General features: G+C 67.8%; 20 protein-coding genes. 13 read left to right on the top strand and 7 right to left on the bottom strand.

Annotated elements, in window-relative coordinates:
* Positions 1-50 precede the first annotated feature (50 nt).
* From OHT61_RS15185 to OHT61_RS15165, 5 genes are all read left to right on the top strand, one after another.
* Complete coding sequence (locus OHT61_RS15185) at positions 51-710, top strand: DUF5063 domain-containing protein (protein WP_329038758.1); 660 nt, start codon at positions 51-53, stop codon at positions 708-710.
* Positions 711-1,054: 344 nt separating this feature from the next.
* Complete coding sequence (locus OHT61_RS15180) at positions 1,055-2,326, top strand: aspartate kinase (RefSeq protein ID WP_329038755.1); 1,272 nt, start codon at positions 1,055-1,057, stop codon at positions 2,324-2,326.
* Positions 2,323-3,387, top strand: a complete 1,065-nt coding sequence (locus tag OHT61_RS15175; RefSeq protein ID WP_329038754.1) for an aspartate-semialdehyde dehydrogenase — start codon at positions 2,323-2,325, stop codon at positions 3,385-3,387. Before OHT61_RS15180 ends, OHT61_RS15175 begins: the two co-directional genes overlap by 4 nt.
* A 359-nt stretch (positions 3,388-3,746) precedes the next feature.
* Positions 3,747-4,322 (top strand): SigE family RNA polymerase sigma factor, encoded by a 576-nt coding sequence (locus OHT61_RS15170; RefSeq protein WP_329038752.1) that lies wholly within the window; start codon positions 3,747-3,749, stop codon positions 4,320-4,322.
* Positions 4,319-5,848: a hypothetical protein gene (locus OHT61_RS15165; RefSeq protein WP_443049446.1), complete on the top strand. Its 1,530-nt coding sequence runs from the start codon at positions 4,319-4,321 to the stop codon at positions 5,846-5,848. Before OHT61_RS15170 ends, OHT61_RS15165 begins: the two co-directional genes overlap by 4 nt.
* A gap of 508 nt (positions 5,849-6,356) precedes the next feature.
* On the opposite strand, the gene OHT61_RS15160 is transcribed toward OHT61_RS15165, so the two are convergent.
* Positions 6,357-7,157, bottom strand: coding sequence for an SURF1 family protein (locus tag OHT61_RS15160; protein ID WP_329038749.1), 801 nt, complete (start codon positions 7,155-7,157; stop codon positions 6,357-6,359).
* Positions 7,158-7,219: 62 nt separating this feature from the next.
* Positions 7,220-9,079 (bottom strand): S9 family peptidase, encoded by a 1,860-nt coding sequence (locus OHT61_RS15155; RefSeq protein ID WP_329038748.1) that lies wholly within the window; start codon positions 9,077-9,079, stop codon positions 7,220-7,222.
* Between the two features lie 90 nt (positions 9,080-9,169).
* On the opposite strand from OHT61_RS15155, the gene OHT61_RS15150 reads away from it, so the two are divergent.
* Both OHT61_RS15150 and OHT61_RS15145 read left to right on the top strand, forming a co-directional pair.
* Positions 9,170-10,006, top strand: coding sequence for a class I SAM-dependent methyltransferase (locus OHT61_RS15150; RefSeq protein WP_329038746.1), 837 nt, complete (start codon positions 9,170-9,172; stop codon positions 10,004-10,006).
* Positions 10,007-10,055: 49 nt separating this feature from the next.
* Positions 10,056-10,475 (top strand): nuclear transport factor 2 family protein, encoded by a 420-nt coding sequence (locus OHT61_RS15145; RefSeq protein ID WP_329038744.1) that lies wholly within the window; start codon positions 10,056-10,058, stop codon positions 10,473-10,475.
* 243 nt (positions 10,476-10,718) lie between these two features.
* Here OHT61_RS15145 and OHT61_RS15140 read toward each other — a convergent pair whose 3' ends face one another.
* Together OHT61_RS15140 and htpG are read right to left on the bottom strand one after the other, a co-directional pair.
* Complete coding sequence (locus OHT61_RS15140; RefSeq protein WP_329038743.1) at positions 10,719-11,513, bottom strand: SGNH/GDSL hydrolase family protein; 795 nt, start codon at positions 11,511-11,513, stop codon at positions 10,719-10,721.
* 515 nt (positions 11,514-12,028) lie between these two features.
* A complete protein-coding gene (gene htpG, locus OHT61_RS15135; RefSeq protein ID WP_329038742.1) occupies positions 12,029-13,942 on the bottom strand; it encodes a molecular chaperone HtpG in 1,914 nt (637 codons plus the stop codon).
* A 195-nt stretch (positions 13,943-14,137) separates the two neighbouring features.
* Here htpG and OHT61_RS15130 point away from each other — a divergent pair, with 195 nt between their 5' ends.
* Positions 14,138-15,346, top strand: a complete 1,209-nt coding sequence (locus OHT61_RS15130) for a damage-control phosphatase ARMT1 family protein (RefSeq protein ID WP_329038741.1) — start codon at positions 14,138-14,140, stop codon at positions 15,344-15,346.
* Positions 15,347-15,352: 6 nt separating this feature from the next.
* On the opposite strand, the gene OHT61_RS15125 is transcribed toward OHT61_RS15130, so the two are convergent.
* A complete protein-coding gene (locus OHT61_RS15125) occupies positions 15,353-16,006 on the bottom strand; it encodes a TetR/AcrR family transcriptional regulator (protein WP_329038740.1) in 654 nt (217 codons plus the stop codon).
* Between the two features lie 118 nt (positions 16,007-16,124).
* Here OHT61_RS15125 and OHT61_RS15120 point away from each other — a divergent pair, with 118 nt between their 5' ends.
* From OHT61_RS15120 to OHT61_RS15100, 5 genes are all read left to right on the top strand, one after another.
* The gene (locus OHT61_RS15120; RefSeq protein WP_329038739.1) at positions 16,125-16,685 is read left to right on the top strand and encodes an NAD(P)H-dependent oxidoreductase; all 561 of its coding nucleotides are present in this window, start codon (positions 16,125-16,127) and stop codon (positions 16,683-16,685) included.
* A gap of 251 nt (positions 16,686-16,936) precedes the next feature.
* On the top strand, positions 16,937-17,284 hold the full coding sequence (locus tag OHT61_RS15115; RefSeq protein ID WP_329038738.1) for a DUF1330 domain-containing protein: 348 nt from the start codon (positions 16,937-16,939) through the stop codon (positions 17,282-17,284).
* Between the two features lie 770 nt (positions 17,285-18,054).
* Positions 18,055-19,212 (top strand): sigma-70 family RNA polymerase sigma factor, encoded by a 1,158-nt coding sequence (locus tag OHT61_RS15110; RefSeq protein ID WP_329038736.1) that lies wholly within the window; start codon positions 18,055-18,057, stop codon positions 19,210-19,212.
* On the top strand, positions 19,209-22,259 hold the full coding sequence (locus tag OHT61_RS15105) for a DEAD/DEAH box helicase (protein WP_329038734.1): 3,051 nt from the start codon (positions 19,209-19,211) through the stop codon (positions 22,257-22,259). The genes OHT61_RS15110 and OHT61_RS15105 overlap by 4 nt, the downstream gene beginning before the upstream one ends.
* A gap of 20 nt (positions 22,260-22,279) precedes the next feature.
* Positions 22,280-24,034 carry a hypothetical protein gene (locus OHT61_RS15100; RefSeq protein ID WP_329038732.1) on the top strand — a complete coding sequence of 585 codons (1,755 nt, stop codon included), beginning with the start codon at positions 22,280-22,282 and terminating at the stop codon, positions 24,032-24,034.
* Between the two features lie 119 nt (positions 24,035-24,153).
* Here the strand turns inward: OHT61_RS15100 and OHT61_RS15095 are convergent, their stop codons facing one another.
* Entirely contained in the window at positions 24,154-24,720 is a 567-nt protein-coding gene (locus tag OHT61_RS15095; RefSeq protein WP_329038731.1) for a hypothetical protein, read from the bottom strand.
* A gap of 56 nt (positions 24,721-24,776) precedes the next feature.
* Positions 24,777-26,435, bottom strand: a complete 1,659-nt coding sequence (locus OHT61_RS15090) for a DEAD/DEAH box helicase (protein WP_329038728.1) — start codon at positions 26,433-26,435, stop codon at positions 24,777-24,779.
* Between the last annotated feature and the right edge of the window lie 2 nt (positions 26,436-26,437).

Here is a 26,437-nt window from a genome sequence, read left to right as displayed (position 1 = left end):
CGCTATGTTCTACCCACCGTTCGCGACCGTGCCCACGGGAGGTCCCCTCGATGTCTGACGCCACGCTGAATTCCGTCACGCAGGACCCCGACGACTTCGCGGTCCAGATCGCGGACCAGATCAAGACGTTCATCGTCGCGGTCACCGAGGTGTCCAAGGCGGACGAGCCCGAGACGGCCGTCCCGGTCCTCCTCCTCCAGGTCTCCCAGCTCCTCCTGGCGGGCGGCAGGCTCGGGGCCTACCAGGACATCCTCCCGGACGAGCGCTACGAGCCGGACCTCGGACCCGAACCGGACGCCGACGGGCTGCGTGAGCGCTTCGCGGAGCTCCTGGAGCCCATCGACGTCTACTCCGAGGTCTTCGACCCGTACGAGCCCCGCAAGGCCCCCGTACCGCACCGCATCTCCGACGACCTGGCGGACCTGGTCACCGACCTCGGCCACGGGCTGGCCCACTACGAGGCGGACCGCACGGCGGAGGCCATGTGGTGGTGGCAGTTCTCGTACTTCTCCAACTGGGGCTCGACCGCGTCGGCCGCTCTGCGCGCCCTCCAGTCCCTCATCGCGCACATCCGGCTCAACCAGCCGCTCCAGGAGCTCGACGGCCTGGACACCGACCAGGACCCCGGTGACGGCGACCTGGCGGAGGAGGCCGGCCGGGTGATGGCCGCGGAGATCGCCGGGCCGCTGGGTCTGCGGCCGGTTCTGTAGCGGTCCGGGAGGCGTTCCGCGGCCGTACGGGATGGCCCGGACGGCTCCACGGGAGGCGTTCGGGCGGGCCGTACGGGAGGCTTCCGCGGGAGGCGTTCCGCGGCCGTACGCAGGGCTTCCCCGTGAGGTTCCAGACGTCCTGTCCGACGTCGTTGCCGCTGTGTCCTGGGACACAAAGAGGCGTGCGGTTCGACGAAGCAGGGCAACAGCCCGCTACGAGCAGTTCGGAGCGGCATGCCGGTCCGTGTGGTGGGCGGGACATCTCACCATCCGGTATCGACAGGTCGATTCCGGGCTGCTCGTTAAACTGAGCCGACCGCACCATTATTGAGCGAGGAGCGCACGTGGGCCTTGTCGTGCAGAAGTACGGAGGTTCCTCCGTAGCCGATGCCGAAGGCATCAAGCGCGTCGCCAAGCGAGTCGTGGACGCCAAGAAGAACGGCAACCAGGTGGTTGTCGTGGTGTCCGCGATGGGCGACACGACGGACGAGCTGATCGATCTCGCCGAGCAGGTGTCCCCGATGCCGGCCGGGCGTGAGTTCGACATGCTGCTGACCGCCGGGGAGCGGATCTCCATGGCCCTCCTGGCGATGGCGATCAAGAACCTGGGTCACGAGGCCCAGTCGTTCACGGGCAGCCAGGCCGGCGTCATCACCGACTCGGTCCACAACAAAGCGCGCATCATCGATGTGACGCCCGGCCGCATCCGGACCTCGATCGACGAGGGAAACATCGCCATCGTCGCCGGGTTCCAGGGGGTGAGCCAGGAGGGCAAGAACATCACGACCCTCGGCCGCGGCGGGTCCGACACCACCGCAGTCGCGCTGGCAGCCGCCCTCGACGCCGAGGTCTGTGAGATCTACACCGATGTGGACGGCGTCTTCACCGCCGACCCCCGGGTCGTGAAGAAGGCCCGGAAGATCGACTGGATCTCCTTCGAGGACATGCTGGAGCTGGCGGCGTCCGGCTCCAAGGTGCTGCTGCACCGCTGCGTCGAGTACGCCCGCCGTTACAACATCCCGATCCACGTCCGCTCGTCCTTCTCCGGACTGCGCGGGACCTGGGTCAGCAACGAGCCGCAAGGGGACCAGCTGGTGGAGCACGCGATCATCTCGGGAGTCGCCCACGACGTCTCCGAGGCCAAGGTCACCGTCGTCGGTGTGCCCGACAAGCCCGGCGAGGCCGCCGCGATCTTCCGCGCCATCGCCGACGCCGAGATCAACATGGACATGGTGGTGCAGAACGTCTCCGCCGCGTCGACCGGTCTGACGGACATCACGTTCACGCTGCCCAAGGCGGACGGCCGCAAGGCCATCGACGCCCTGGAGCGCAGCCGCGCCGGCATAGGGTTCGAGTCCCTGCGCTACGACGACCAGATCGCGAAGATCTCCCTCGTCGGCGCGGGCATGAAGACGAACCCCGGCGTGACGGCGGGCTTCTTCGAGGCGCTGTCGAACGTCGGCGTGAACATCGAGCTGATCTCGACATCCGAGATCCGGATCTCGGTGGTCACCCGGGTCGACGACGTCAACGAGGCCGTGCGCGCCGTGCACACCGCCTTCGGTCTCGACAGCGACTCGGACGAGGCCGTCGTCTACGGGGGCACCGGCCGATGACCGTGCGCCGCCCTTCGCTCGCGGTCGTGGGAGCGACCGGGGCGATCGGCGGCGTCATGCTCCAGATCCTCTCGGAGCACGCGGACGTCTGGGGCGAGGTCAGACTCGTCGCCTCCCCGCGCTCGGCCGGTACCAAGCTGGTCGTGCGCGGCGAGGAGACCGAGGTCCTCGCCCTCTCCGAAGACGTGTTCGACGGTGTGGACGTGGCCCTGTTCCTGGTGCCGGACGAGGTGTCGGCCAGGTGGGCGCCGGTCGCCGCGGCCCGGGGTGCCGTCGTCGTGGACGACTCGGCGGCTTTCCGGACGGACGACGAGGTGCCCCTGGTCGTACCCGAGATCAATCCACATGCCGCGCGGCGCAGGCCCCGCGGCATCGTCGCGTCCCCGACCTGCACGACGCTGTCGCTGATCGTCGCGGTCGGCGCGCTGCACGCCGAGTTCGGGCTGCGGGAACTGATCGTCTCCTCCTACCAGGCCGTGAGCAGCGTGGGACGGGACGGCGTCACCGCGCTGCGCGAGCAGCTCGCGCTGGTGGCGGGCACGGAGCTGGGCACACGGCCCGGCGACGTGCGGCGGGCCGTGGGTGACACGGAGAAGAGCCCCTTCGCGGCCCCGGTGGCGCTGAACGTGGTCCCGTGGGCCGGGACCGACGCCGGAGACGGCTGGTCGTCCGAGGAACTGGCCATCCGCGACCAGTGCCGCAAGATCCTGGGCCTGCCCGGACTGAAGGTCACGGCGACGTGCGTGTACGTCCCCGTCATCGCGACGCACTCCATGTCCGTGCACGCCCGCTTCGAGAACGAGGTCGCGGTCGACCGTGCGCACGAGGTCCTGGCGACCGCGCCCGGCGTGGTGCTCTTCGACAGCCCGGCGGCCGGGGACTTCCCCACCCCCTCCGACGTGGTGGGCACCGATCCGACCTGGGTGGGCCGGGTGCGGCAGTCGATGGACGATCCGCGCGCGGTCGAAATGTTCATCTGCGGAGATAATCTCCGAAAAGGTGCGGCCCTGAACGTGGCCCAGATCGCGGAATCCGTGGCGGGAGAATATCCCCGGACCTGATCGAACCTCTTTTGTAGGATCTGTGTGCGCCCTGTGGGTAAATCGCTGGTCTGAACCTCTTGAGCTGGGGCGTTGTCGTATCCGACGATGATCTCCCCGGCATCTGCAACCGCTGGTCGGATGCGGCGCGTCTACCTCGTCACTTCTTGTGTGGCTGGATGCGTTTTCGGGGCATTTGGGGAAGAGCAGGTACGAATGAGGGCATGTCGCACAGCATCGAACGCGGTGCCGTTGGCGTACAACCCTGACGGGGGGATGGGTGTCCAACTGGCGTGGCAGAGGTTCTCGACATCACAGTGGTGGGCCCGTTGCGGGGCGCTTCGGTGCGCCCGCTCCGGCGGCCCCGCGCACCCGGCGGTATGCCGGTGATTGCGCCCATGCCCGCTGCGCGCTCCGCCCGGCTGCCTTCGCAGCGCGAGGGCGCTGAGGAGACCGTGGCGGCAGGAACGACGGTCGATCATCTGACCGAGACCTATCGCGCCCACTACCGTTCGCTGCTGGGCCTCGCCGCCCTCCTGCTGGACGACACGGCGTCCTGCGAGGACGTGGTGCAGGAAGCGTTCATCCGGGTGCACTCCGCGCGCAACCGTGTGCGCGAGCCGGAGAAGACCCTCGCGTACCTCCGGCAGACCGTGGTCAACCTCTCCCGCTCCGCGCTGCGCCGGCGCATCCTCGGGCTGAAGCTGCTCTCCAAGCCGATGCCCGACATGGCGAGTGCGGAGGAGGGTGCGTACGACCAGCTGGAGCGGGACGCGCTGATCAAGGCGATGAAGGGGCTGCAGCGCCGTCAGCGCGAGGTGCTGGTGCTGCGCTACTTCTCGGACATGACGGAGGCACAGGTCGCCGAGGCGCTGGGTATATCGCTCGGCTCGGTGAAGGCGTACGGCTCCCGGGGAATCGCGGCACTGCGCCTGGTGATGGAGGCGCAGGCATGAGCGGGCCCGAGCACAGGCACGACGATGACCGGACTGGAAACGGAATTGTGAACGACGGGCCGGACGACACCCCGCACAGCGAGTCCGAGCGGGACGGCGAGCAGACGCAGACCGGCGAGGCCGGCGCCGACGGCGCCGAAGCGGCCCCAGGTGCCGCAGCCGAAGGCGCTGCGCCGGGTGGTGACGAGGGTTGTGGCGTCGCCCCCGGTTGTGCGGGGGGCGGCGGTCTCGCGGAGACCGGACGTCTCGCGCCCGAGGGTGACGAGGACGGTGCCGATCGCAAAGCCGATCGCGGTGGGCGTGCCCCGGGCGGCGGCGGCACGCTGACCGAGCTGTTCGGGGGCAAGGCGGGTGCTGCTTCCGGGTCCGGCGCCGGTGCCGGCTCAGGCAGTTCGGCCGGAGGCGGTACGGGCCGTGTGTCCGCCGGAGGCCCGTCCGCCGCAGGCCCATCCGTCACGGGCTCGTCCGTCCAGGGCTCGTCAGCCGGGATGCCGGGCGACCTCTTCGGCGGCGCCCACGACGGTGAGGACATGGGCGAGGCCGAGCTGCGGCTCATGTTCCGCGGCGCTGTAGAGGGCCTCGAACCGTCGAGCGGAACCCTTGATCACCTGAAGCGGGCGGTGCCGGCGCGACGCGCCAGACGGCGCCAGGCCTTGGTGGGCGCGGCGGCCGCGGCACTGCTCATCGGTACGGCGGTTCCCGCCTTCGTCCACGTCGCGAATTCGGAGGGCTCGGCCACGGCCAGCCCGGCCATAGCCGGTCATGGGCAGCAGGCGCAGGGCGGCAGCGGCGAGGACGCCGGGGACGGGCCCGACGGCCCGCAGCCGGCCCGTCCCGAGGACTCCCGGACCCAGGGGAGCGGGGGCGAACACGGCAACTCCGCGACGCCGTCCGAGGGCTCCGGCCCCGACACCGAGGGCAGTGGGACCGCCGGCCTCGGCGACACCCCGGGTGACAAGGCCGCTGCCGCCGGCGTCTGTGACCCGGGTCAGCTCCGTGTCGCCTCGGCCGAGGCGGGCGCAGCCGGTGTGAACGGCACCGTCTACGGGGCGTTCAAGATCTCCAACGCGTCCGGCAGTTCCTGTTCGGTCACCACCAACGGCACCGTCGGCTTCCAGGCGGCAGGTGCCGCGGACCCGATGAAGATCAAAGTCGTCCAGCACATCGCGGGGGACCCGGCGTCCGGACTGCCCGATCCCTCACTGGAGCCGGGGACCGTGGTCCTGAAGCCCGCGATGGCGTACGAGGTGCGCTTCGCCTGGGTGCCGTCGGACACCTGCCCGACCACCGGTGGTTCGCCCAGCCCGACGCCCACGGACGGCGGCGGAAGCGGTGGCGACAGTACCGGGACCACCGCCGGCGCGGCGGAGACCTCGACGCAGTTCGGCAGTGCCGACGAGGGGCCGGCGGACGGCAGCATCGCGGTCACGCACACTCCGGAGGCCGGTGCGCCGACCGCCGAGACCACGATCTCCAACGCCTGCGCCGGCACGATCTACCGGACGGGCGTCCTGGACGCCTCGTAGCACCCCGCGCACGCACCGCGCGCACCCGACATGAGCAGCCGGCCATGAGTAGTCGGCCACGATCGGGCGTCATGAGCAGGCCGTCACGATCCGCGCCCGTCGAAACCCCACCCGGGTTCCGGCGGGCCGCTTCGTCTTCGTTCGCCCGGGCCGGGCCGGGCCGAACGAACCGCCAGGCCGCACCGCACCGTTTCGCCGACCGCGACGGCGCCGCGTCTGTGCACACGAGCCAGGGCGTGGCGCGCAGCCCCGGGTTGGACCTCTACCGGGGCGGGGCACGCTGCGGGCCCTGCGTACCCGTGTGAGGTACGCAGGGAACCCGAGACGTTCCGGCGCCGCACGGCACGCCTCGGGCCCCGGCGCGCGAGATGTACCTGTGTCGGGGATGCGGCGTCGTGTGGAGCAGGAGCAGGGCTCAGTGGCGTACCTGGTGGGCGGGGCGCTCAGTGCCGTTCCCGACACCACCCGCACCTCACCCAGCCGGTGCCCGCGCGCCCCCTTCGGCGCCTCAGCCGGAGCCTCGGTCGGCGTCGGCTGCGAGGCCCAGTTCTATATCCCGCGCCGCTTCGGCCTCGCGGCGCATGAGCCGGAACCACATGAAGAGCACGAAGCCGCCGAATACGAACCATTCGCCGGTGTAGCCGAGGTTCTGGAAGGCCTTCAGGTCGAGCCCGCTGCCCTGCGCGGCCGCGGCGGGCACCGGCTTCATGCCGCCACTCGCCCCACCCGGGTCACCGGCATCGCCGTCCGGCAGGGTGACCCATGCGTCGTAGACGTCGTACGGGACCAGATTCACCAGGGAAGCGGCGCTGATCATGCCGAGCTGCCCCTCGGGCAGCCCACCCGTGAGGTCCACGCCCTTGGTGCCGCTGTTCTCGGACGCCTGCAGATCACCTGTCACGGTGATCCGCCCGGACGGTGCCGCCGGGATCCCGGTGCTGCCCGGCGAACCAGGCAGCCAGCCCCGGACGACCGGCAGCGCCTTGCCGCTGTCGGTACGCAGCAGATCCAGCACGTAGAAGCCGCCGCGGTCGTCCAGCTTGCGCCCGGGCACGAGGAACTGGTCCTCGTACGTCCCCGTCGCCACGGCCGGGCGACCGGAGGTCTCCGTGCTCACCGGCAGTAGATCGTCGAGCGGTTTCGCGGCGCGGGTACCCGGGTCCGGGCGTTCCTCGGCCTCCTCATGGGTCTGGACGCGGTCCTCGAAGCGGCCGAGCTGCCAGGTGCCCATGAACACGCAGAACGGTATGGCCAGCACGACGAAGAGGTTGATCCCCCACCATCGCGGGGTCAGCAGGAACCGGTACACCCCTCCACGGTACGGTTCCGCCGTCCGGGAGACCGGAGCGGGGTGCACCATTTATCCGGACCTTACGCCTTCGGCCCCCCGTCCTCCCCGGCAAGGCCGGCCGCCGCCGCCCCTAGGTGCCGAAGGGTGAAGTCCAGCTCCAGCCTGACCTGTTTGATGCGTTCCTCAACGACGAGCGAGCCGTGACCCGCGTCGTACCGGTACACCTCGTGGACGGCGCCACGGGCCGCGAGACGGTCGACGTAGTTGTCCACCTGCCGGATCGGGCAGCGCGGGTCGTTGACGCCGGCCGAGATGTAGACGGGCGCGCGCACCGCGTCGACGTACGTCAGGGGGGACGAGGCCTCGAAGCGTTCGGGTACCTCCTCCGGGGTGCCACCCAGAAGAGTGCGGTCCATCGCCTTCAGGGCCTCCATCTCGTCGTGGTACGCGGTGACGTAGTCGGCGACCGGGACCGCGGCCAGTCCGAGTGCCCAGGCGTCCGGCTGCGTGCCGAGGCCGAGCAGGGTCAGATAGCCGCCCCATGAGCCACCGGCCAGCACCAGCCGGTCAGGATCCGCGAGGCCCGAGTCCACCGCCCATTCCCGGACCGCCGCGATGTCCTCCAGCTCGATCAGCCCGACACGGTGCTTGAGGGCGTCGGTCCAGGCACGGCCGTATCCGGTCGAGCCGCGGTAGTTGACCCGCACGACGGCGAATCCGTGGTCCACCCATGCGGCGGGCCCCGAGGCGAAGGCGTCGCTGTCGTGCCAGGTGGGGCCTCCGTGTATCTCGAAGACCGTGGGGAACGGCCCGTCACCGGAGGCCGGAGTCTGCACCAGGGCGTGGATGCGGCCTCCGGGGCCGTCGACCCAGGCATCCCGCACGGGCACCGACGCGGGTGCCTTCGCCCCGGGCGGGTCCAGGACGACCGAACCCGCCGTAGAACGGACGGAGGGCGGCTGCTCGGCCGACGACCACAGGTACTCCACCGTGCCGTCCGGCCGTGCCGTGGCGCCCGACACCGTGCCCGCGGGGGTCTCGACCCGGACCGCTTCCGCTGACCCCGGCTCGTGGCGCCACAACTCGCTGCGCGCCTCGAAGCTGTGCTCGATCAGCAGGGCGGAGCCGTCCGGATACCACTCCGCACCCACGTCACCCGGCAGATCGATGGGCAGATCGGTCTGCGTCCCGGCGACCGGGTCCCAGATCATCGGCTCCCAGCGACCGCGCCGCTGGTGTCCGACGAGCAGCCGGGTGTCGCCGGAGACCGGGGCGAAACCCAGCACGGCCAGGCCCAGTTCCTTCGTGCCGCCCTCGGTGTCGTCCAGTTCGGCGACCGTCGAACCGTCGGGACGCACCACCCGCAGCGCGGAGTGCATCGCATCGCCGTGTTCCGTGTGCTCCAGGGCGATCAGATCCCCGTCGTGGCTCAGATCGCCGACACCCGCGGACTCCCGGTGCCGGTAGATCACGACGGGCTCGGCTCCGGGGCGCACCAGGTGCACGGTCGTGCCGTCCTCGTCGGTCGAGCGGCCGACGACCGCCGTCCCGTCCCGCCCTATCGCCAGCCCGGCCGGGTAGGAGCCTTCGAGGCCGGGCGCCGCCACCTCGTCCGCGCCGCCGTCGAAGGGCTGGCGCATCCACACGCCGAACTCGTCGCCGTCGGTGTCGGCGAACCACCAGACGGCTTCGCCGTCCGGCGTCAGCACGCCGTCGGTCGTCCCGTTGGGCCGGTCGGTGACCTGCCGCTGCTTTCCCGTCGCCCGGTCCCACGCGTACAGCTCGTACGTGCCGGTGGCGTTCGACACGAACAGCGCGCGGTCGGGGGCGTCCTCGGCCCAGTCGGGCAGCGAGACCCGGGCGGCGCGGAAGCGCTGCTCCCACTGCGGCGGTTCCTTCTCCCGGTCGGGCACGGACGCGTCGTTCTGTGTGTCGCTCATGCCCCCATCCAACCCGATGTGACCGCGACGCCGGGCGGCCTGTGGATAACCGCTCGCGCGCACCCCCGCCCTGTGGGTAACTTTCGCGGCATGTACGCACCCACACCCGACGACTGGCACGAGACCAACCGTGCGCGCTGGGACGAACGCGTGCCCATCCACGCGGCCGGCGATTTCTACGATCTGGACGCCTTCCTGGCCGGCCGGGACGCCCTGCGCCCGTTCGAGCTCGAAGAGGTGGGGGACGTGACCGGCCGGACGCTCCTGCACCTGCAGTGCCACATCGGCGTGGACACGCTGTCCTGGGCCCGCCACGGCGCCGCACAGGTCGTCGGCCTCGACTTCTCCGAACCCGCGGTCGAGACCGCCCGCGGCCTGGCCCGCACGCTGGATCTGACGCCGGAGCGCGCGACGTTCGTCGCCGCCGATGTGTACGACGCGGCACAAGCGGTTCCGGACTCCGCGTACGACATCGTCTACACCGGGCTCGGAGCCCTGAACTGGCTGCCGGACATACGGCGGTGGGCGGAGACCGTGGCGTCGCTGGTCGCCCCCGGCGGATTCCTCTACGTCGCGGAGTTCCACCCGCTGACGGACTGCCTGGACGACGAGACCGGTTCCCGGGTCGCGTACGACTACTTCAGCCCTGATCCGTGGGTGGACGAGACACCCGGCACCTACGCGGACCTCGACGCCCGGACCGTCCACAACCGCAGCGTCGAATGGCAACACCCGGTGGGTGATGTGGTGTCGGCGCTCGCGGCGGCCGGGCTCCGCATCGACTTCCTGCACGAGCACGACGCCTCGCTCTTCCCGAGGTATCCGGTACTCGAGCGGCACTCGGACGGGTACTACCGCTTCCCGGCCGGCCGGCCCCGCATCCCGATGCTGTATTCGGTCAAGGCCTCGCGGCCGATCGAGCGCTGAGATCCGTGTTCCGGGCCGATTGTCAGTGGCGGGCGCCACACTCGGACCCATGACTGAGATGGCCGACAGAACCGGCACGACGCCGGGAGCCCCCGGGCTGCGCGCGGCGGTGGAGGCGTATTGGGCGGCAGCGGACGCCCGTGACTGGGAGGCGTTCGCCGCCACCCTCTCCGCCGACGTGGTGTACGACCTGCCGCAGACCCGCGAGCGTGTTCTCGGCAGGGACCGGTACGTCCGGTTCAACCGGGAGTATCCGGGGGACTGGCGCGTCCGCGTCGAGCGGATCGTCGCCGACGGGGACGGCCGTCAGGCCGCGGCCCGGACCTGTTTCACCGTGGCGGGCGGAGAGATACCGGCTGTCCACTTCTTCGCCTTCGACCCCTCCGGCCGGATCACGGAGGTGACGGACTTCTGGCCCGAGCCGTACGAGCCGCCGACGGGCCGGGAGCACCTTGTCGAGCGGTACTGAGCCCAGCGGGCCCCATGCGCCGGACCTGTGTGCACCGGGCCCGTCCGCACCGGATCCATACGTGCCGGACCACTCTGCGACGGACCACTCTGCATCGGACCGCCTGCACCGGACCCCCGCGCCGAGGGGAGCCCGGCGTGGTGCACCCGGTGCACCCGCACCGGCCCGGAGGAACCGCGAGGGTGGCGCCCCCGGCACGGACCGGTGGCGCCACCGCAGGACAACCGTGCTGCCTGCTGCGCGCTATGCCGCGGAGCGGAAGGCCGGCAGGTAGCCGTTCGACTGCCCGACCGCCTTCGGGTGGTACGAGTTGGTGATGGGGATGGACACGCTGTGGATCCAGGCGTCTCCCGAGCAGAGTTCGTGCCCGGTGAACTCGTCCACCACGCTCGAGTAGGTGAACCCCGCGTCGGCCGCGCGCTTGGCGAGCACCCCGTTCAGCACGTCCGACGCGTTGTTGATCGAGCCGCGTTCGGTCTCCGTGAGCCCGGCGATGCAACTGCCCGACAGCTTGTAGAAGCGCGGATAGCCGAGGACGACCACGTGGGCCTGTGGGGCGCGTGAACGGATGCCCGCGTAGAGCGAGTCGAGCGCGCCCGGAAGTGAGCTCTGCATCTGCGAGACCGCGGTGTTCACGCGGTTCACACAGGTGGCCTCGCTCTGCAGGACGCACGTCTGCATGACGTCCGCGAATCCGACGTCGTTGCCGCCGGCCGTGACGCTGACGAGCGTGGTCGAGGATGTCAGCGCGCTCAGCTGACCGCTCGCCACGGACGCCGTCGTCGCGCCCGAGCATGCGACGAACTTGAAGGAGGACGGGTTGTTCGCGTTCTTCCAGAGGTACGGATACGCGTTGGTGCTGCGCATGCAGTTGCCGCTCTCCGACGTGTAACTCCCGGCGCCCACTCCGGAGGAGTAGGAGTCACCGAGAGCTACGTAGTCGGCCCCTGCGGCGGAAGCGGGTGCGGCAAGGCCGAGTGCGGCTGCGGCGGCGATCGCGAGAGTGAAGACGGAGGCCCGGAAGGTTCGTACTGACATGGCTGCCAGCCCTTCGAAATGTGGGGGACGAGGGGGGAGTTCGTGGGGCGAGCATGTTTTTAGCAGCTCCCGGTACCCGTCGGTAAGTGGCCTCGCTGGAAGTCGTCTGATATGCCCGAATGATCGTTCGGGGGTCGATGCTCCGCGCGTAGATAAACCTCCGACGGGCCCTCGAAGTGGTGAAGTCCCGAGGGGTTTCGCCACTCTCCGTGACTGCTGTGCGTCACGCTCAGCGGGTGGCCGTACGTTCGAGTGGTCAGGCGGTGGGCGTTCCCGTACCGCGTTCACCGGAGCCGGTGCCGGAGCCGGAGCCGGAGTCGGAGTCGGAGTCGGAGTCGGAGCCCAAGGGGGAACCGCCCGCGTCCCGCGCCCGCCGGGGCTTGTTCCGTCTCCGGGGCGGTCCCGTCCTCGGAGCGCGCTGCCGACCGACGTCCGTGCCGCCGGGTCCGCACACGACTGCGGCCGCCAGGAGTCCTGGCGGCCGCTGCGGTTTCGCGTCTGGACGGTCGGACCGGCTACAGCGTGCGCTCCAGCCGGTCCGCCATCAGCCTGCTGAAGCGGGAGGGGTCGCTCAGCTCGCCACCGTCGGAGAGGAGGGCCAGCCCGTGGACGAGTTCGGCCGTCTCGGCCAGCTCGGCGGACGCGTCCGGGTTCTCGCCCCGCGCGTCGTGAGCCTTCTTCAGCCCGCTGATCAGCCCATGGGACGGGTTGAGCTCCAGGATCCGCTTCGTGCGCGGCACTTCCTGGCCCATGGCGCGGTACATGTTCTCCAGAGCCGGGGTGGCGTCGTGGGTGTCCGACACGATGCAGGCCGGGGAGACGGTGAGGCGGGAGGAGAGCCGCACCTCCTTCAGGGTGTCGCCCAGCTGCTCCGTCATCCAGCTGAGGAGTCCGGCGTACTCCTGCTGCTGCTTCTCGCGCTCGGCCTCGATCTCCTTCTTCTCCTCGTCGCTGTCCAGGTCGACCTCGCCCTTGGCGATGGACTGCAACTGCTTGCCGTCGAACTCCGGCACGGACTGGACCCAGACCTCGTCGACCGGGTCGGTCAGCAGAAGGACCTCGAAGCCCTTGGCGCGGAACGCCTCCATGTGGGGCGAGCTCTCCATCGCGGAGCGCGACTCACCCGTCATGTAGAAGATCTGCTCCTGCCCCTCCTTCATCCGCTCCACGTACGAGCGCAGGGTGGTCTGCTCCTCCTCGTCCCGGGTCGAGGAGAAGGAGGCGATCTCCAGGATCGCGTCCCGGTTCTCGAAGTCCTGGAACAGGCCCTCCTTGAGGACCCGGCCGAATTCCTTCCAGAACGTCGTGTACTTCTCGGGCGTCTTGGAACGCATGTCCTTGACGGTCGAGAGCACCTTCTTGACGAGGCGGCGCCGCATCATCTCGATCTGGCGGTCCTGCTGCAGGATTTCGCGCGAGACGTTGAGCGAAAGGTCCTGCGCGTCGACGACGCCCTTGACGAACCGCAGATACGTCGGCATGAGGGCTTCGCAGTCATCCATGATGAATACGCGCTTCACATAGAGCTGCACCCCCCGCTTGTGGTCCTGCATGAACAGGTCCTGCGGTGCGTGTGACGGGAGGAAGAGCAGGGCCTGGTATTCGAAGGTCCCTTCCGCCTGCATGCGGATGGTTTCGAGAGGGTCGGTCCAGTCGTGGCTGATGTGCTTGTAGAGCTCGCTGTACTCCTCGTCCGTCACGGAGTCCTTCGACCGGGCCCACAGGGCCTTCATCGAGTTGACCGTCTCCGTCGTGGGCTCGGCGTCCTCCTCGCCCGACACCGCCGCCATGCGGATGGGCCAGGTGATGAAGTCCGAGTAGCGCTTGACGATCTCCCTGAGCTTCCAGGGCGAGGTGTAGTCGAAGAGCTTGTCCTCGGTGTCCTCCGGCTTGAGCCGCAGCGTGACCGAAGTGCCCTGCGGGGCGTCGTCCACGGGCTCGACGGTGTACGTGCCCTCGCCACCGGACTGCCAGCGGGTGCCGGTCTCCTCGCCCGCGCGCCGGGTCAGCAGGGTGACCTCGTCGGCCACCATGAAGCTCGAATAGAACCCGACACCGAACTGGCCGATGAGCTCCTCGGAGGCGCTGGAGTCCTTGGCCTCCTTCAGCTCCTGGAGGAATGCGGCCGTACCGGAATTCGCGATCGTCCCGATCAGCTGCACGACCTCGTCGTGCGACATTCCGATCCCGTTGTCGCGCACGGTCAGCGTGCGCTTCTCCGTGTCCGTCTCGATGGCGATGTGGAGGTCGGACGAGTCGGCTACGAGCGTGTCGTCGCGGAGAGTTTCCAGTCGCAGCTTGTCGAGCGCGTCCGAAGAGTTGGAGATGAGCTCGCGGAGGAAAACGTCCTTGTTCGAGTAGATCGAATGGATCATCATCTGCAGGAGCTGGCGCGCTTCTACCTGGAACTCGAATGTCTCGGCCGGCATGGGTGCGGGTTCCCTCTCTTGGTTAAATCATCTGAGTCGACACATATCGTAACCAGCCCCCGGTGGGCTCATGTGCTGGTCCACCCGGGGCCGTTGGCCGTGTGACGCGCCAGGCGGGCGGGGCTGCGGACAGCGGTCGGCAGACACGGGCACCCGCAGCCGGGGCCCGGCACCCCGGGCGGGCAGACTGGACGCATGGGCGATGAGCGAGCGGATTCCGGGACCACGCACGACTCCGGGCTGCCACCGGTGATCACATGCCGGGAGCCCGGCACCTTCGCCCGGAGCGTGCTTGCCGAACGCCATCCGGCGCTCATCGAACAGGTGCGGGAGGCGTTCCCCTACGGCCCCGGCCCGCACCGTGCCCTCGACGACCTGCGGCACGAGATCATCCACGGTGTCGTCGAACCGCCGGGTCCCGCGAGTCCGGACCGGGGGTTCTGGCTGGAACAGGGTCGTGAGCACTTCGGGCGCCCGTGGTTCGACGCCCCGTTCCTCTGGGCGGAGAGCTACTTCTACCGCAGACTTCTGCAGGCCGTCGGGTACTTCGACGAGGGTCCGTGGCAGGGAATCGACCCCTTCGCACCGTTCAAACGGGCCGAACTGCACGGTGCCACGGTGGACGAGGAACTCAGATCCCTGGACGACCTCGCCACTCTCCCCGCAGGTGAGCGGGCCGCGGCCCTCCTCCAGGCATCACTGTGGGGGAACCGCGCCGACCTGGGCTTCCACTCGTCCGCGGACGAGCCGCCCCTCGGAGAGCCGGACCACAGCCTGGTGGCCGACGACACGCAGGACCTGTGGTCGCTGCTGCCCGCCGACGGGGGCTCCACCGTCGCGGTCATCGCGGACAACACCGGACGCGAGCTCATCCCCGACCTGATCCTCCTCGACCATCTGCTCGAGCACCGGCACGCGGAGCGGGTGGTGCTCCATGTGAAGCCCCGTCCGTACTACGTCTCCGACGCGATGACGGCCGACGTCGTCGACTGCCTCCGCCGCCTGAGCGGAGCCCCCGGTGAAGCGGGTGTGATCGGCAGACGTCTGTGGAAGGCCATGGGAGAGGGCCGGGCCGACGTGCGCACCCATGCCTTCTTCTGCGCGCCGTTCCCGTACGAGTCGATGCCCGGGGATCTCCGGGCCGAGCTGGCCGCCGCCACGCTGACGATCCTGAAGGGCGACCTCAACTACCGCCGGCTCGTGGGCGACCGGCTCTGGGCGCCGACGACCCCGTTCGCCGACGTCACCGGGTACTTCCCCGGTTCCGTCGCGGCGCTGCGGACACTGAAGTCCGACGTCGTCGTGGGCCTGGACGAGGGCACGCTGGAACGCCTGGAGGCTTCCGGCCGCGCATGGCGTACCAGCGGCACGCACGCCCTGGTGCAGGTGCGCGCCGACCGCTGAGCCCCCTCAGCGTGCCACGCCGTGCCGGGTGATGAGGTCGTGCCAGCCCTGTTCCAACTGTGCGAGCGGCACGCCGCGTTCGCAGGTCAGATGGTGGACCAGCGGGGTGTCGATCGTCGCGAGGAGCGAGTGGGCGAGCAGTTCCGGGTTCCCGGCCACGCCCGTACCGTGCACCAGCATCGCGACGTGGCTGAGCCGCAGCCGGTACGCGGGGATGGCGAAGGTGCGCAGGGGATCGTTGCGGGAGGCCAGGATGAGCTCGTGGTGGTCCCGCTCGTGACGCATGACGGCCGGGCCGAAGGCGTGCAGCCGCTCGGCGGCCGGGGCGTCGGGCCCCATGGGGGGAGGCCCGGAGAGGAAGGTCGCCTGGAGCAGTGACTCGCGGTGGTCGAGGAGTGCGATCAGGAGGCCGGTGCGGTCCTTGAAGCGCCGGAAGACGGTGCCCTTGCCGACCCCTGCCGCGGTGGCCACCGACTCCATGGTGAGGTCCGAGGCGCCGCTCTTCGCCAGGAGCCGTGAAGCGGCTTCCAGCAGGAGGGTGCGGTTGCGCGCCGCGTCCGCCCGGAGGTGCTCGGTCTCCCCTGTGGCCGCGAGCGTGAGGCTCGTGCGCGTCTCCCCGGCGTCGGGCGGCCCGGGAAGCGGGGGCAGGAGGGCGGTCATGGCTCCAAGGGTAGCGCCGGAAACGGAAGTGGACCGTGGTCCGCTTAGGGTGGTACAACTCTAAACGGACTACGGTCCGCTTATTTCTGCAGTCTCGGTCTCCCCAGGAGCTTCCCCCATGTCTGTACGCATTCTCGCTCTCGTCGGCAGCCTCCGCGCCGGCTCCCACAACCGCCAGCTCGCAGAAGCAGCGGCCAAGCACGCGCCCGAGGGCGTCGAGGTCGTGCTCTACGAAGGCCTCGCGGACGTCCCGTTCTACAACGAGGACATCGACGTCGAGGGCGACGTGCCCGCCGCGGCCGCCCGGCTGCGCGAGGCGGCCGGTCAGGCCGACGCGTTCCTGCTGTTCTCGCCGGAGTACAACGGCACGATGCCGGCCGTCCTGAAGAACGGCATCGACTGGCTGTCGCGTCCCTACGGCGCCGGCGCCCTGACCGCCAAGCCGGTCGCCGTGGTCGGTACCGCCTTCGGCCAGTTCGGTGGCGTGTGGGCCCAGGACGAGGCGCGGAAGGCCCTCGGCGTCGCCGGTGCGACCGTCCTCGCGGACGTCAAGCTCTCCATCCCGGGCTCCGTGACCCGCTTCGCGGAGCTCCACCCGGCGGACGACGCCGAGGTCGTCACCTCGCTGACCGAGGTGCTCGGCCAGGTCGCCCAGGGCGCCGCGGCAGCCGCCGCCTGATCCACCCCTCGGCGCCGACGGCCGAGGACGCGGCACCGCCGCAAAAGCCATGACCGGCTCGTGTGGGCCCGGTCCTGCTCCCCCTCATTCGGGCGGGGGCGGGGGCGGGCCCACACGTCGTTCGTGCGGCCGGCCGTGAGGGCTCGTGCGCCGGAGGGCCGTGGTTCCCGCAGCCCGGAAAGCAGGTCGACCCCGGCCGGACCGAATGCCATGATCCTGGTGTACGAAGCCCGCCCCGCCGGAAGGACGCCATGCCCGCATACGCCATAGCCCACCTCGCGGAAGCCGATCCCCACCCGGAGGTCATCGAGTACATCGAGCGCATCGCCGGCACCTTCGAGCCGTACGGGGGCCGCTTCCTGGTGCACGCAACCCCGCACGAGGTGAAGGAGGGCAGCTGGCCCGGGCACGTCGTCCTGATCGGTTTCCCGGGCATCTCCGAGGCGCGGGCCTGGTGGGATTCGCCCGCCTACCAGGCGATCGCCCCCCTGCGCTCACGGCACATCGAGGGCGACATCATCATGGTCGAGGGCGTCCCCGAGGGATACGACTCGACCGCCACCGCGAAGGCGATGCGCGCGGGCCTGCCCGCCGACTAGCTCGCACACACACGAGAAAAGGTCAGGCGCCCTCTGCTTGCAGAGGGCGCCTGACCTGGTGTTTCAGCTGTCGGGGTGGCGGGATTTGAACCCACGACCTCTTCGTCCCGAATGAGGGTCGGTCAGTGAGCCTGCCAATCTCGATGCCGTTTTCGCAGGTCAGATGAGTGGTATCGGCTGGTGTCGCGTGGCCTGGAAGGGGCTCGGGGAGCGGGTCGGCTCCCAGATGGCTCCCAGCGTCCTCTCCCAATGGCTGCCGACCCCACGTTCATTCTGCGTTGCTAGATACATGAGCCCTCCCTGCCTTTGAGGGGAGTGCCCAAGTCTGCAAAGGGCGAGTTGGCCTCGGCGGACGCCGATCGCGGACTTTATGGCCACGCGCGATAGCGGAACAGCAAAAAGTGAATGTGTTAGTGAGCAGGGAGTTCCGTATGCGACGAGCGGCTTCGAGCTCGTACACGGCGAAGGTTGCTGGCGTTGATTCGACACTTTTCGAACGCATGATCTAATGTCGGGCTTCAGCCTGTGCGGCAAATCTAGCGGCCCGAAGGCGGCGAGTCAACGAGTCGGTCCTAACTCTCATACTGGCCTTCCTCGGTAGCATTCCGGCAGTCGACGTTAAAAGGCGTTGAGTAGCCATAATTGGAACTTCCGCTTGCGCTCGGTTGGTCTGCGGTCCTAGCTTTATTTCACTGGGCTCAGGGGGCGGGGAACAGCTTCGCTCGGCGTCCAGGGAACTCGTTTTAATTCAAGGGGAGGGCGTCTTCAGCGTGGAAGACGTGATCGAAGCATGCGTCGAGGCGTTGCTGGAGGACAGTGAGCGCCTCGGCCGACTTGAGCGCACTCACGTGGTGCAGGTGGCTAGCCGCCGGGGTATCGATCCGCAGCAGTTAGGCCGTGTCCTGGCCACCCTGCGTGAGCACAGGGTGTTGAGCGAAGAGCCGCAGAACAACACTTCGGCCAGCAGCGGGACCGAGACGGACGTCAAATCCACGGCGTTCAGTGGTCGAGAACAGCCAGATTCCTACCCGGAGTGGTTGGGGCGCCACCGGATCCTGGCGGCCGAGGAAGAGGTGGCACTGGGGCGACGCATCCAGATGGGCCTGCGGGCGGAAGAGTCTGCGGCCGGCTGGGAGGCGTCCGGTGATTTGGCTGAGCTGATTCGTGACGGCGAGGCAGCTCGAAAAAATCTGGTCCGGCACAACGTACGCCTTGCTATCGGCATCGCGAGGCGCTACCTGCCGAGCGCTGGCGACCTGGAACTTGATGATTTGATCCAGGAAGGGGTTCTCGGTCTCAACCGCGCGGCGGAAAAGTTTGATCCGGCCATGGGGTACAAGTTCTCGACGTACGCGAGTTGGTGGGTTCGGCAGTCGGTAACCCGAGCTATCGCGAATACCGGCTCCGTGGTGCGCTTGCCGGTGCACGTCCGTGACGACCTACGCCGCGTGGAGCAGTACGCGCGCCGCTTCGAGGAGCGAAATGGTCGCTCTGCCACCGTCGCGGAACTGGCCGAGGGGTTGGGGGAGAAGCCGGAGAGTGTCCGCGCATTGCTGGATTACTCTGCCCCGGTTATCCACCTGGATATTCCGGTAGGCGAGGAGGGTGGTGCCACGCTCGGTGATCTGGTACTTGCATCCAGGGTGGAACGGCCGGAGGACGAGATTATTCGGCGACTCTTGAAAGACCAGATCTTTGAGATGATCGGCGAAATTCTCACGGATACCGACCCGCGTTTGGCGCGATTACTGGAGGGGCGGTTCGGCCTAGACGGCGAGGACCCCATGACACTTCAGGCGCTGGGCAAGGAATTCGGCTGCACTCGTGAACGGGTGCGGCAACTGGAGAAGAAGTTGCTCGAGCGTCTCCGGGATAACTGCCGCCTTAAGCGGCTGATGTTGGAGTTCTTGGCAATGGAGGCGGCGTGACGCAGGACGCAGTGGATGCAGAGAGCCGGTTCGTGGACTGGCTCGACAGCCAGGTAACCGCAGAGGGCCGGGGTGATCGGGACGACGTCCTGGACGCAGACCCTGCCGGGGTCTACTGGTTGGGGCGACTGGCTCCGGAGGGTGAGGCAGCCGCAGTACGCAGGGAGCGGCGCATGGACCCGTGCGCAATTGGCCTGCGGTTGCGGCCGGAGGGAGAGGGGCCATGGTCCTTGCGGGCGCGCGTGCGGGCGCTGGCCTGGAACCAGGTGCGGGGTCCGGAGAGACGAGGCGAGAAGTGGGAGAAGACGGCGTCGATTGACGTAATTTTGCCAATCCAAGTCCCGTTGGGCGCGGCGGGTGCGGCCTTCGGCGGGCTCCAGATCGCCGAAGCCCTTGATGCCGCGGGGGCGGTGGGCTCGTGTGCGGAAGTGCGCGTAACAGACGAGTCTTGGCGCGGCAGTCTTGAGCTCGTTGTGGAACTTGTGAACACCACGCCTGAGGGTTCACGTCAGCGAGGCGAGCGCCATCTCTTCGAGGTGGAACTGACAGTCCTCGATCTGTTGACCACTCCCTTCCTGCTCGAATCCCTGCCCGAGAGTTTTCGCTACGACCGGCGCCTACCAGCCATCGGCATCAACTGCGGCGTTAATGTCCGGTCCGCCGGAGAACTCAGAACGACCGATCAGGTGGTTGTCGATCGATACCGCCCTGAATACACCTTTGACCGAACCGACGCACGGCTCTTACCGTTGGCCTTCGAGAAGCTCGTCCAAGAGCCAGTGGCCACCCTCGCGCGGCTGGTAGAGGCGTACGAGGCATGGGGGCTTGAGCACTGGTCTTCGGAAGCCTTGCAACACCGCGCCAAGGAGGAATCCTGGAAGCCGGAGATGCTTCAAGAAGCCGTGGGAGCCGCTGCGGAGCATACGGCCGAACTCCAGCGGCTACGTGCGGGCGTGGCTGTTCTGGCACGGGACGCCGATCTACGCCAAGCCTTCCAGCTCATGAATCGCGCCATGCGCCGTGCGGCCCGTGGGCGCTACGCCGGCTGGCGCCCGTTCCAGATCGGTTTCATCCTTTCAGTGCTGCCCTCCCTGACAAATGAAGGTGAGGACTGGCAGCTGGTTGAGATCGTGTGGTTCGCCACCGGTGGTGGCAAGACCGAGACGTATCTCGGTCTGCTCGTTCTAGCCGCCTTTTACGATCGGCTGCGCGGGAAGCTCGCAGGCATCACGGCCTGGAGTCGATTCCCGCTACGCATGCTATCCCTCCAGCAGACTCAGCGCTTTGCGGATGCCCTGGCCGCAGCAGAGCTGGTGCGTCGCGAATGCGCGATCGGTGGAGATCCTATTTCCCTGGGCTACTTCATCGGCGCTGGCGCGACGCCGAACGAAGTCCCTACCGCGCCAACCGATTACAACCCCATCGACGTGGACGAACCTCGTATGGCGGACCGTTACCAGGTCCTTACCGCTTGCCCGTTCTGCGGGTCCAAGGAGATCCGCATGAAGTTCCACCGCGGTGACTGGACCCTGCGCCACCTGTGCGTCGCAACCGGGTGCCCCAGCGAAGGCAAGCCGCTACCGGTGTACGTCGTCGACCAGGAGATCTATCGCTTCCTGCCCACCGTCGTGATCGGCACGTTGGACAAGGCCGCACTGATCGCCATGCAGGGAGGCATGCGGGGATTCTTCGAGGGGCCAGCCGGACGCTGTTCCCGTCCGGGCCATGGGTTCACTTACGCGAAGCGAGCCAAACGGCCAACCGGCTGTCTGGTCCCCGATTGCCCGGGTGACGCCACCCCTGTGGCAGCTCGGGACCGTGCGCGATTCGCCCCCTCTTTCCGATTGCAGGACGAACTGCACCTGCTCCGGGACTCCCTTGGCGCGGTGGACTCTCACTACGAGTCATTGCTGGACGCCCTGCAGACGGAACTCACAGGCCGAGCTCCGAAAATTGTCGCCTCCTCGGCGACTCTCACTGGGTTCGAGCGCCAGGTTGAGGTCCTGTACAACCGACGAGGCCGCGTCTTCCCGGTTCCGGGGCCCTCCGCTAGCGAGTCCTTTTGGTCTCGTGAGACGGATCGCCTGCTGCGCAGATTCGTCGCGGTGTGGCCGCGCGGGGTCACACTCGAGTGGGTTTCAGACCGCACCACGACCATCCTCCAGCAGTCCGTACGCCGCCTACTCGACGATCCCCATGCCGTTTGCGCTCAGGCCGGCGTCGACCTCGTCCACGTCCCCATGCTCCTGAACCTCTACGGCACTCATGTCGTGTACGGCAATACCGTGCGTGATGTCGAGGCAGCCCGACGCTCCCTCGGAACCCAGGTTCCCGTCAGCCCACTCAACTCTGCCCAACTCACAGGGCAGACTCCTTTCGAAGAAGTTCGCGAAACCCTACAGCGCCTATTGGGCCCGGAGTCCGACTTCCTGGACCGCCTGCACGTCGTCACCGCGTCCTCGATGATCTCGCACGGCGTGGACGTCGACCGACTGAACGTGATGACGGTGCTCGGTGTGCCACTGACAACTGCGGAGTTCATCCAGGCTACGGCTCGCGTAGGACGCGCTCATCCCGGCTTGGTCTACGTCATTCACAAGATCGGCCGCGAACGGGACTCAGCCATCTTTTCCCAGTTCCGGCCCTTCATCGAACAGGGCGACCGCTTCGTGGAACCCATTCCCATCACACGCGCCAGCCGGCGTGTACTGGAGTTGACTACCAGCGCGGCAATCGAATCTCGCCGTCTGTTCGTCCACGAACCTCGTTCAGCTGGCGGACGGCTGACCACCGTAGACCTGCTCCGCAAGTACACCACCCAGTCCGGCTTGTCCGCCGAGGAGGAGGCCAGCGCTTGCGCCGCCGCCCTGGGAGTCCCCGATCAACACCATCTGGCCCTCGCCGACGTGTCCCGGCAACTCGAGACGTACTTCATGCGCCTCGAGAACCCCGGAGACGGAGCCAAGTGGCCCAATCAGCTGCTTGCGCGCGCCCCCATGCGTTCCCTGCGCGATGTCGAAGCCCAGATCCCCGTCAGCGACGACTAACCAGCAGGGAAGGCATATCGATGAAGGACCAGCGCAGCGGATCCCAGATCCTCTACAACTTTCTCCCGCAGCAGACCGCTGACCTCAAGGGCGGAATCTGGCGCACAACCGAATGGAAGGACCCGCGCCCCGTTGATGTCGAGGACACGATCGTCAGGGGACGGCTGATCTCCGAGCTCGAGGGCTGGGTGGGCCGCGGTTTGGACGCTACCGCAGTCAATTACCTGCGCGCGGGCGGACCTGTCGAAGTTGTCGGAGTCAATTCCGAACAGGGAGTGCGCGTCGAGCGCTTTCCTTTGGTTTGGGTGTGCAGGGCGTGCCGACGTGTTGAGACCGGCGACGCCAAGACCTGCCAGTGCGGGAACAAACACTGGCGGCAACTGCACTTCGTCGGATTCCATGACTGCGGACTGCTGGAACAACCATCGATTCCTCTGTGCCGGGAGCACCGACAGGTCCGCATGCCCCATCAGTCGAGCATGGACGCCGCGCGCATCCGTTTTGAATGCCCGGTGTGCCAGAGGGAAATCCAGAAGGGCTTCGCGTGGCGCAAGTGTCCTTGCGGGCGTCGGTACTCCGAGGCCAAGAACGCCGAGTACCTGCGCTACAACGTCCACCGATCTGCCAGCGTTTATACGCCCCAGGCATTCACACAGATTAACCCAGCTAGTCGCGCCGCGATGCGTCGTGTCACCGAGTCTGGGGGACCGCGTCGTGCCTTGACCTGGGCCTTGGGTGGCTTTGAGGACTCCCAACCGGGCGCGGGGCGCCAGACGGAGACCTCCCTAGTCGACCAGCTCGTCGCTGCTGGGCTGACCCGTGCGGTTGCCGAGAAGATGGCCGCTGTCGCTGGCGCAGCAGGTGAACTGGGTGCCGAGGAAGACCTCGGTGAACTCGCCAACGCCCACAGCGTGCAAATCGAAGCTGCTGAACGGGAGGCCGTAGATGTCGCCTTGGCGGCGACCGAGAGGGGATCCCGCCAGCGCGTCGCCGACCTCATCAGCCCTGTCACCCCGCTCGCCGTTCGGACCCGCTATGAAGTCGATTATCCCGCAGCTCTGCGGCGCGCTGGTCTTTCGGGGGTAGATCTGTTTACAGACTTCCCAGTCCTCAAGGCTGTATATGGGTATACGCGAGGTGGTGGAGAGCCTGGTACATCTCGTTTGAGCCTGTTTACGGGAAAGAGTGGACGACGGATCTATGCTGACCTACGATCCACTGAGGCGCTGTTCTTTCGGCTCGATCCACTCCTAGTTCATACCGCCTTGCGTCAACGCGAGCACGTGCTACCGCCAGCACGTGACGAGCGCACCGCCCGCACTGTCCTTGCCGCTCACGTGACCCCGCCTTCTCGCTTCAGCGACCCGGAGGACGCGTCACCTGCCGGCCGGGACCTTCTCACCCTCATCCACTCCTACGCGCACCGGGCTATCCGACAACTCGCCGTCTTTGCTGGTGTCGACCGAGAAGGATTGGGTGAATACCTTATCCCTCGGCACAATGGATTTTTCGTCTTCGCAGCCAGCCGAGGCGATTTCGTTCTCGGCGGTCTGCAAGCCGTCTTTGAGAACGATCTAGACATGCTGCTCGGCAGCATCGCTGGAGCCGAATCCCGGTGTGCCATGGATCCAGCCTGCGAACGTAATGGCGGCGCATGCCCCGCGTGCTTGCACCTGGGCGAGCCGGCGTGCGACCACTTCAATCGCTACCTGAACCGAACTGCCCTTTTCGGCCCGGACGGCTTCCTCGCCCCCTCCCCACACCACAAGCCGTAACGTCGAATGCCATCACCCCGGCGCTCGCCCTGCCAACCAGGTTTGGCGAGCGCTGGCTGCCTGCTATAGGTCTGTGGCCTGTGGAGTTGGGCGACTGTGGTGATCCGGAGGATCTCTATCTATGACATCTGGATGAGGTCTGGGTTATCGATCATGGTGCGGTGCAGGTGAGCGAGATCGACCCCACAGCGATTGGCCAGCAGGGCATGACGCTCGCGCGCGCGTTGGGGGATGGTCTCGCCGTCCCTGGTTGTGATCACGATGCCGGGGCGGGTGGGTGAGTCGATTCCCTCGTTCAGCGCCGCCCAGATGAGGTCCTTCAAGACCCCAGCCTTACCCCAGCAGATGTAGCGCGTGGCCTTGCCATCAGTGGCGAGACAGTGGTTGGGCTTGCCCTCTACCGAGTCCCGCACCACTGACCACTCAGCTCCGCAGAAGAACTGGACGATCTCGTCCGCCCCGCGAAAACGGCGACGGACGTACGGGACGAAGTTGCCGATACCTTCATGGGCCCTGGCGTACTCCTTCATCGGGACGTCCTTGATCCACACCCGAACGTCTTGATCGCTGGCGAACCTTCGGAGCTCCCCGCCAATGCCGGAGGCATCGAACCATCGGCGGTACTGAGCGGTCTTCCCGGGATTGCCCAGGAACTCCCAATCCAGCACGTCGGCGGTGCTGTACATGTCGAGCAGGATGCGACGTCGAAGAGATTCCGGAAGGTTGAGCTGCGGCAAGGCGTCTACTCCAAGGCGGCGAGGGCGGAGGGGAACTGCAAGCGGTGCTCGTCGTACGCGGTTTCGAGACAGGCCGCGTCTCTGATCCACTCTTCCATAAGGGTCGCAACCCGTTGGTCGTTGAACTCGATCTGTGAGGGCGCCACTTGGTCCAGGACTTCGACCTCACTCCCCTCCAGACTTCGCTTCATGTTGAGGGCCGCTGCGATCCGGCGTAGATCGCTTACGAAGTCGAGCACTGTCACGCGCTCCTTGCCCTCCCGCAGTCGGAGCCCTCTCCCCAGCTGCTGGACGAAGATGCGCCGGGAGTGCGTCACCCGGGCAAAGCAGAGGATGTTGACGTCGGGGATGTCGACTCCCTCATTGAGGATGTCAACTGAGGTGAGGATGGGGACATCGCCGTTACGGAACGCTAGGAGGCGGCTTTGCCTCTCACGCTTGGTCAGGTCGGCGTGGAGAGCCAGGGCGCCGGACCACAAGGGGGTACGACGCAGTAGTTCGGCCAGTCGCTCCGCGTGCGCGACCGTGCGGCAGAACACGATGGCTCGTGGGTTCGTCGTTGCCGCCCAGGCGGCAGCCAGCTCATCGCGGATGGACTCGTCTCGCTGTGGCAGGAAGAGGCGGGCGTTGAGGTCACCCAGACCGTACTCGTGCTCGCTAGCCGCTCTCACGACGTCCCAGTCAAGGTTGTCGACGAACAACTGGTAATCCACTTGTGCCAGGTAACCCCGCTTCATGCCCTCCTCGATACCGAGTGTGAAGCTCGCTGGCCCGAAATGGTGGCTGATGTCGTGCGAGTCCCCTCGCCAGGGTGTGGCCGTGACTCCGAACTGCTTCGCATCGGACAGCACGTCGAGCAATTCGTCGTACTGACCGTCCTCGCCGACGTGGTGAGCCTCGTCAACCATGACAAGTGCTGGCCGGTAGCCGAAGCGGGCAGCTGGCAGGGCGGAGCCGACTGTGGCGCACGTCACTCCGGACAGGTTGTCCGGTCGAGTGTCCCCGGTGAGGAGACGGGTCGGGATGCTCTTGGGGAGGTGTCGCCAAAGGGCGCGCTCCAGCTGCTGGACAAGATCCTTGGCGTGAGCGACGACCAGAACCTGATCCGCGGGATGCCGGCGGAGGTGCGCCGCAACGACCTCGCCGCCGACCACGGTCTTGCCAAGCCCGGTAGCGAGAATGAGCATGGCGCGGCCGTGTGAGTCTAGGTCCTTGCCCAAGGCCCACAGAGCTTCGGCCTGGTAGGGACGAGGCGTCACCTCACCGAAGCGGGGTGGGACCCCATCAAAGCTGCGGGCGAGGTGACCGCCTTCCCAGAGGTGGATGCTGGGGCGGATACGCGAGAGAACGTCGACCCGGCGCCGGGCGTCTGAGCTGAAGCGGCTGTTTGTCACGACGACGGCCTGATGCGCGCTGTAGTGGTCACGCGCGTTGTCGACCTCGTCCACAGCGTCAGCGCCGACAACTCCTCGGCGCTTCCATTTGCATTGGAAGACCCAGAGCTCGCCCTTGCGGCGAGCGAGGACGTCGCCACCCTCGTCACCGGAGCCATCGATGACGGCGACGTCCGTGAAGCCGAGATGCCACAGGAGCCGCTCGACACGCCTTGGGAACTGCAGCGGCCCGGCGTCGAGAAGAGGGCCCGGATCCAGGAAGCTGTGCATCG

The organism is Streptomyces sp. NBC_00178 (assembly GCF_036206005.1).
Taxonomy (GTDB): Bacteria; Actinomycetota; Actinomycetes; order Streptomycetales; family Streptomycetaceae; genus Streptomyces.
Note: the sequence above shows the minus strand (reverse complement) of the source record. Positions and strands in the feature narration are given on the sequence as shown.